4 protein-coding genes are annotated in these 6169 nt (G+C 51.9%); 2 read left to right on the forward strand and 2 right to left on the reverse strand.

Annotated elements, in window-relative coordinates; all coding sequences use genetic code 11:
• Positions 1–386: 386 nt before the first annotated feature.
• Both uvrD and gap read right to left on the reverse strand, forming a co-directional pair.
• A complete protein-coding gene (gene uvrD, locus HMPREF3052_RS10405; protein ID WP_070749759.1) occupies positions 387–2594 on the reverse strand; it encodes a DNA helicase II in 2208 nt (735 codons plus the stop codon).
• A gap of 99 nt (positions 2595–2693) precedes the next feature.
• Positions 2694–3722 (reverse strand): type I glyceraldehyde-3-phosphate dehydrogenase, encoded by a 1029-nt coding sequence (gene gap / locus HMPREF3052_RS10410; RefSeq protein ID WP_003682614.1) that lies wholly within the window; start codon positions 3720–3722, stop codon positions 2694–2696.
• Positions 3723–4496: 774 nt separating this feature from the next.
• On the opposite strand from gap, the gene HMPREF3052_RS10420 reads away from it, so the two are divergent.
• Positions 4497–6032, forward strand: a complete 1536-nt coding sequence (locus HMPREF3052_RS10420) for a sodium-dependent transporter (RefSeq protein ID WP_083318832.1) — start codon at positions 4497–4499, stop codon at positions 6030–6032.
• Positions 6032–6124 (forward strand): methionine/alanine import family NSS transporter small subunit, encoded by a 93-nt coding sequence (locus HMPREF3052_RS11510; RefSeq protein WP_036472778.1) that lies wholly within the window; start codon positions 6032–6034, stop codon positions 6122–6124. Before HMPREF3052_RS10420 ends, HMPREF3052_RS11510 begins: the two co-directional genes overlap by 1 nt.
• The last annotated feature ends 45 nt before the right edge of the window (positions 6125–6169 follow it).

Raw genomic sequence — 6169 nt, forward strand, 5'->3', positions numbered from 1 at the left:
TTCTTTGTATTGGAATTTTGGGCTGTCCAGCAAGCCGTAGCCTGTATCTCCACCAACCACGTTGCGTGGTTGCGCCATACTCTACTTGCAGGTGGCACAAAATTTAAAACCGACGTGTAGTGTATGTGCGGTACGCACGCACGCGTTCTTTTCCGTTCAAACCATTATTTCAAACTTTCAGAAGACCTCAAATGTCGTCTGAAAACTTTTAGAATAAAGGCCGTCTGAAATCTAGTTTTCAGACGGCCTTTCGCCTCGTCAATGTGCATTGTAGCGTGGGCTTTGTCCACGACAATGCTGGGTAAAAGAAGTCGTCTGAAATTTTGTTTTTGATTCTTGGGCAAAGCCCACGCTAGGGGTTTCAGACGACCCCTGCCATCTCCCTTCTACATCTCTTCCAATTTCGCAAACTTGGTATCCAGCTCTTTCACGCCTTGTTTGCCGAAGTTGATGGTCAGGCGGGCGGATTCGCCTTTGTCTACGGCATCGATGATGACGCCGGTGCCGAATTTGGCGTGGCGGACGTTTTGTCCGATGCGGAAGCCTGCGTAGGTTTGCGGCGGTTTGAAGTCATCGAGGATTTTGTCCCGTTGTACGGTGGTTTGGCGTGTGTTGCCGTAGCTGTCATAGGCGGGCTTTTTGACCGACAGGTAGTGCAATACTTCGGGCGGGATTTCTTCGACGAAGCGGGAGACGATGCCGAATTGGGTTTGTCCGTGCAGCATGCGTTGTTGCGCCATGGTGATGTAGAGGCGTTTGCGGGCGCGGGTGATGGCGACGTACATGAGACGGCGTTCTTCTTCGAGGCCGCCGCGTTCGGCAAGGCTCATTTCGCTGGGGAAGCGGCCTTCTTCCATGCCGGTGAGGAAGACGGCGTTGAATTCCAAGCCTTTGGAGGCGTGGACGGTCATCAGTTGGACAGCTTTTTCGCCTGCGCCTGCTTGGTTTTCGCCGGATTCGAGGGCGGCGTTGCTCAAGAAAGCGAGGATGGGGAAGGCGGGGTCGTCTGAAATGTTTTCGGGCAGGGTTTCAAAGTTGCTGTCTTCGGGTTTGAACTCGATGGCGGCGTTGACGAGTTCGTCGAGGTTGTCGAGGCGGTCTTGGTTGTCGCCTTTTTGGGTTTTGTAGTGTTCGATCAGGCCGCTGTCTTTGAGGATGCCGACGATGATTTCGGACAGGGGCATTTGTCCGACTTGGTTGCGCAAGGCTTCAATCAGGCGGACGAAGGCGGCGATTTTGGTGGCTTTTGCGCCGGCGTTGCAGGCTGCCTGCCAGAGGGTGATGCCTTGTTCGTTTGAGGCCGTCTGAAGGTTTTCGACGGTGCGTGCGCCAATGCCGCGCGGCGGGAAGTTGATGACGCGCAAGAGGGCGTTGTCGTCGTCGGGATTGACGGCGAGGCGCAGGTAGGCGAGTGCGTGTTTGATTTCTTGGCGTTCGTAAAAGCGCAGGCCGCCGTAGATTTTGTAGGGAATGCCGCTGCGGAACAGGCTTTGTTCGATGACGCGCGATTGGGCGTTGCTGCGGTAGAGGACAGCGATTTCGTCCAAATACCAGCCTTCGCGTTCGAGGGCTTTGGTTTCGTCCACGATGAATTGGGCTTCTTCGAGGTCGGTAAAGGCGGAGTAGTAGCGGATTTTGTCGCCTGCTTCGGCGTCGGTGCGCAGGTTTTTGCCGAGGCGTTCGTCGTTGTTTTCAATCACGGCGTTGGCGGCGGCGAGGATGTTGCCGACGGAGCGGTAGTTTTGTTCGAGTTTGACGGGCGCGTCGATGTGGAACTCTTCCATCAGCGCGGTCATGTTGCCGACGTTCGCTCCGCGGAACCGGTAGATGCTTTGGTCGTCGTCGCCGACGGCAAATACCGCCGCGTTGCCGCCTGCCATGAGTTTGAGCCACGCGTATTGCAGTTTGTTGGTGTCTTGGAACTCGTCAACGAGAATGTGGTTGAAGCGGTTTTGGTAGTGCTGGCGCAGGATTTCGTTGTTTTGCAGCATTTCGTAGCTGCGGAGCATGAGTTCGGCAAAATCGACCACGCCTTCGCGTTGGCAGATTTTGTCGTATTCGGCGTAGCACTCAATCATGCGGCGTGTGTGCGGATCGGGTGCGCTCAACACGGAGGCGCGCAAGCCGGATTCTTTTTGCGCGTTGATAAAACCTTGCAGTGAACGTGGCGCGATGATTTCTTCGGCGATATTGAGGCTTTTGAGCAGGCGTTTGATGAGGGAAAGCTGGTCGCCGCTGTCGAGGATTTGGAAGGAAGAGGGCAGGCCTGCGTCGCGGTGGTGCAGGCGCAAAAAGCGGTGGCAGAGGCCGTGGAACGTGCCAAGCCACATGGCGCGGACGTTGATGGGAATCATCGCGCCGAGACGGGTTTGCATCTCTTTGGCGGCTTTGTTGGTAAACGTTACCGCCATAATGCTGTGTACGCTGGCTTGTCCGCTTTGCAACAGCCAGGCGATACGCGTGGTCAGCACGCGCGTTTTGCCGCTGCCCGCACCCGCCAAAACGAGTGCGGATTGCGGCGGCCAGGTTACGGCGGAAAGTTGTTCGGGATTCAAGCCTTGCAGCAGATTAGGGGCGGATTGGTCGGGAAACATGGGAAGAGGTCGTCTGAAAAATGGGAATACGGTATTTTAATGGAAATATAAAAGGCCGTCTGAAAAGATGTTTCAGACGGCCTTTGTGTTGGAAGCCGATTAGAACGGACGTACTTCCAAACCGAACATACGGCGCGCGGTGTTCAGCATTTGGCAGCTGAAGCCCCACTCGTTGTCGTACCATGCGAACACTTTAACCATTTTGCCTGCGGTGACTTTGGTCAGCGTAGAGTCAAATGTGCTGGCTTGGGTAGTGTGGTTGAAATCCATAGAAACCAGCGGCAGGGTATTGTAGGCCAATACGCCTTTCAGACGGCCTTCTTCGGACGCGGCTTTCATCAGTGCGTTGATTTCTTCGGCAGAAGTGTCGCGGCCTGCTTGGAAGCTCAGGTCAACCAGGGAAACGTTGACGGTCGGTACGCGGATGGCGAGGCCGTCGAGTTTGCCTTTCAGGTCTGGCAATACCAAACCGACGGCTTTTGCAGCGCCGGTTTTGGTCGGAATCATGTTTTCCACGCCGCTACGCGCACGGCGCAGGTCTTTGTGGCGTACGTCGGTTACGGTTTGGTCGTTGGTCAGCGCGTGGATGGTGGTCATCACGCCGTTTACGATACCGATGTTTTCGTTCAACACTTTGGCAACAGGTGCCAGGCAGTTGGTGGTACAAGACGCGTTGGAGATAACGGTCATGTCGTCGGTAATCACGTCGTCGTTTACGCCGTAAACGATGGTTGCGTCAACGTCATCGCCGCCGGGAGCGGAAATCAGCACTTTTTTCGCGCCGCTTTCCAAGTGGATTTTGGCTTTCTCTTTGCTGGTGAACGCACCGGTACATTCCATTACCAGGTCAACGCCCAATTCGCCCCATGGCAATTCGGCTGGGTTGCGGGTAGAGAAGTAAGGGATTTTTTTACCGTCGATGATGAGGTGTTTCTCATCGTGGGAAACTTCAGAGTTGAAGCGGCCGTGAACAGTGTCAAATTTGGTCAGGTGAGCATTGGTCTCGATGCTGCCGCTGGCATTGATGGCAACGATGTCGAGTTGGTCTTGCAGTTTGTAGTCAAAAATAGCGCGCACTACTTGGCGGCCAATACGGCCGTAGCCGTTGATGGCAACTTTGATACCCATGGCTTTTCCTCTTCTTTTGGGTTTGGGTTATGGAGCGAATGGTGGCAATTATAGCAAAATTGTAGTGCTGTGTAATTAATGTTTTATTGAAATTTTTAGGTTCGATTATTTTTGATTGTAGATGATTAGAGTAGGAACATGGGTTTGAATTTATTGTTATTGTATATTTTTTGAAATTTTATTTTTTATTAATTCTGTTTTTAGTGTTTTATGCTCGTTTTAAATCATGGTAATGAAGAAAACGGGAAGAGGCGGATTGTTTTTGTTTATATTAAACAGAATTTGAGTGTGGCTTTTGATTACAACATACAACAGTGTAATTTTCAGACGGCCCGGGTTTGATGGAGCAAAAGTAAAAGGCCGTCTGAACATTTTTGATGACATGGAATTTAAACGTCTTGGATTCCTGCTTTTCCTTGCTGGATAAGGGGAGGGCGGTTTTTAGCAAAGGGAAAATGGTCGGAGCAAGGGAGGGGAAACGGAGGGATTGTGCTGTGTTTCGGTGTTATATAAATAAGTGTATGAAGGTTTTAGTCGTAGTGTATGAAGATTTTGCTGTGATTTAAATTCAATACTGACTTGCCAACAGTGTTAAATTTTTTTACGATAAGGTCAGATTATGTTTGCATGGTCATAAGCGGTGCATTCTCTATATCGGATATTATCCTTGTCCGAATATCTACTTTAACCGACCGGCTTGTCCGGCCTGATTCCTAAATATATACGCGCAAGGCTGAACGGCCTTGGCGACACTCGACTTTTAAGAGGTTCATCGTGTCAAATTCTCAATCCAGCGAACGCGCGACGTTTAGCAGTCGCCGCGCCTTTATGTTTGCTGCCATCGGCTCGGCCGTGGGCTTAGGCAACATTTGGCGATTCCCTTACATCGCTTTCGACAACGGCGGCGGTGCTTTCATCCTCCCTTACTTGGTTGCGCTGTTGACGGCAGGTATTCCACTGTTGCTGCTCGACTATGCCATCGGCCACCGTTACCGCGGTTCGCCTCCTTTGGCTTTCCGTCGCCTCGGCCGTTTGTTTGAGCCGATGGGTTGGTGGAACTTCCTGACCAACGTCATCATCTGTATCTACTACGCCGTGATTGTCGGCTGGGCGGCAAGCTATGCCTATTATTCTTTGACTTCGGCATGGGGTGCGGATCCGCAGACCTTCTTCTTCAAAGACTTCCTGCAAATGGCCGATGCCAAAGACTTGGGTTTGGATTTTGTCGGCAAAGTTGCCGGCCCGCTGATTGCCGTCTGGGTGTTTACGCTGGCGATTATGGCTTTGGGCGTGCAAAAAGGCGTGGCCGGTGCGTCCACATTCTTCATGCCTTTGTTGGTGGTAATGTTTGTTATCATGGTGGGTATCGCCCTGACTCTGCCGGGTGCGGCAAAAGGTTTGGACGCTTTGTTTACGCCTGATTGGAGCCGTTTGGCGGATCCGAAAGTCTGGGTAGCCGCATATGGTCAGATTTTCTTCTCGCTCTCCATCTGCTTCGGCATTATGATTACTTATTCTTCTTACCTGAAGAAAAAAACCGACTTGGGCGGCACAGGCTTGGTTGTCGGCTTTGCCAACAGCAGCTTTGAGTTGCTCGCCGGTATCGGCGTATTCGCAGCATTGGGCTTTATGGCGCACGCGGCAGGCAAGGAAGTCAGCGAAGTGGCATCCAGCGGTATCGGCTTGGCGTTTATCGCGTTCCCGACCATCATCAACCAAGCCCCTATGGGCGCGTTGATCGGCGTGTTGTTCTTTGGCTCGCTGGTGTTTGCCGGTGTAACTTCCATGATTTCCATCGTTGAAGTGATTGTGGCTGCAATTCAAGACAAAATGAACATCGGCCGTGTCAGCGCAACGTTGATTGCAGGCGTGCCAATGGCGATTATTTCTACCTTGCTGTTCGGTACGACCACCGGCCTGCCTGTGTTGGACGTATTGGACAAATTCATCAATACCTACGGCATTGTGGCTTCTGGTTTTGTTTACGTTCTGGCGATTGTCCTGTTGCACAAGCTGCCGGAACTGCGCAATCACTTGAACGCGCTGTCTTCCATCCGTGTCGGTAAAGTTTGGACTGCCAGCGTGGTGGTTACCGTCGCTATGCTCGGCTATATGCTTTATCAAGATACCGCCGGCCTCTTAAAAGAGAATTACAGCGGCTATCCTGACAGCTTCCTCAATATCTTCGGTTGGGGCATGGTCGGCGCTCTCTTGGTATTGTCTGTCCTGCTGTCGTTCTTGCCGTGGAAACATGGTCAGAACTTCAACGTCAAAGACGAACATGAACACGAACGTGAAGGAGACGAATAATGAGTACTTCAGCCATTATTATGATGCTTGTCGCATTGATCGTCATTTGGGGCGGATTCATCGTCTCCGTCCTGCGCCTGCCTAAAGAATAAGGTTTGAGCAAATGAAAAGGCCGTCTGAAATTTAAATTTCAGACG

The organism is Neisseria sp. HMSC056A03, from assembly GCF_001815685.1.
GTDB lineage: Bacteria > Pseudomonadota > Gammaproteobacteria > Burkholderiales > Neisseriaceae > Neisseria > Neisseria subflava.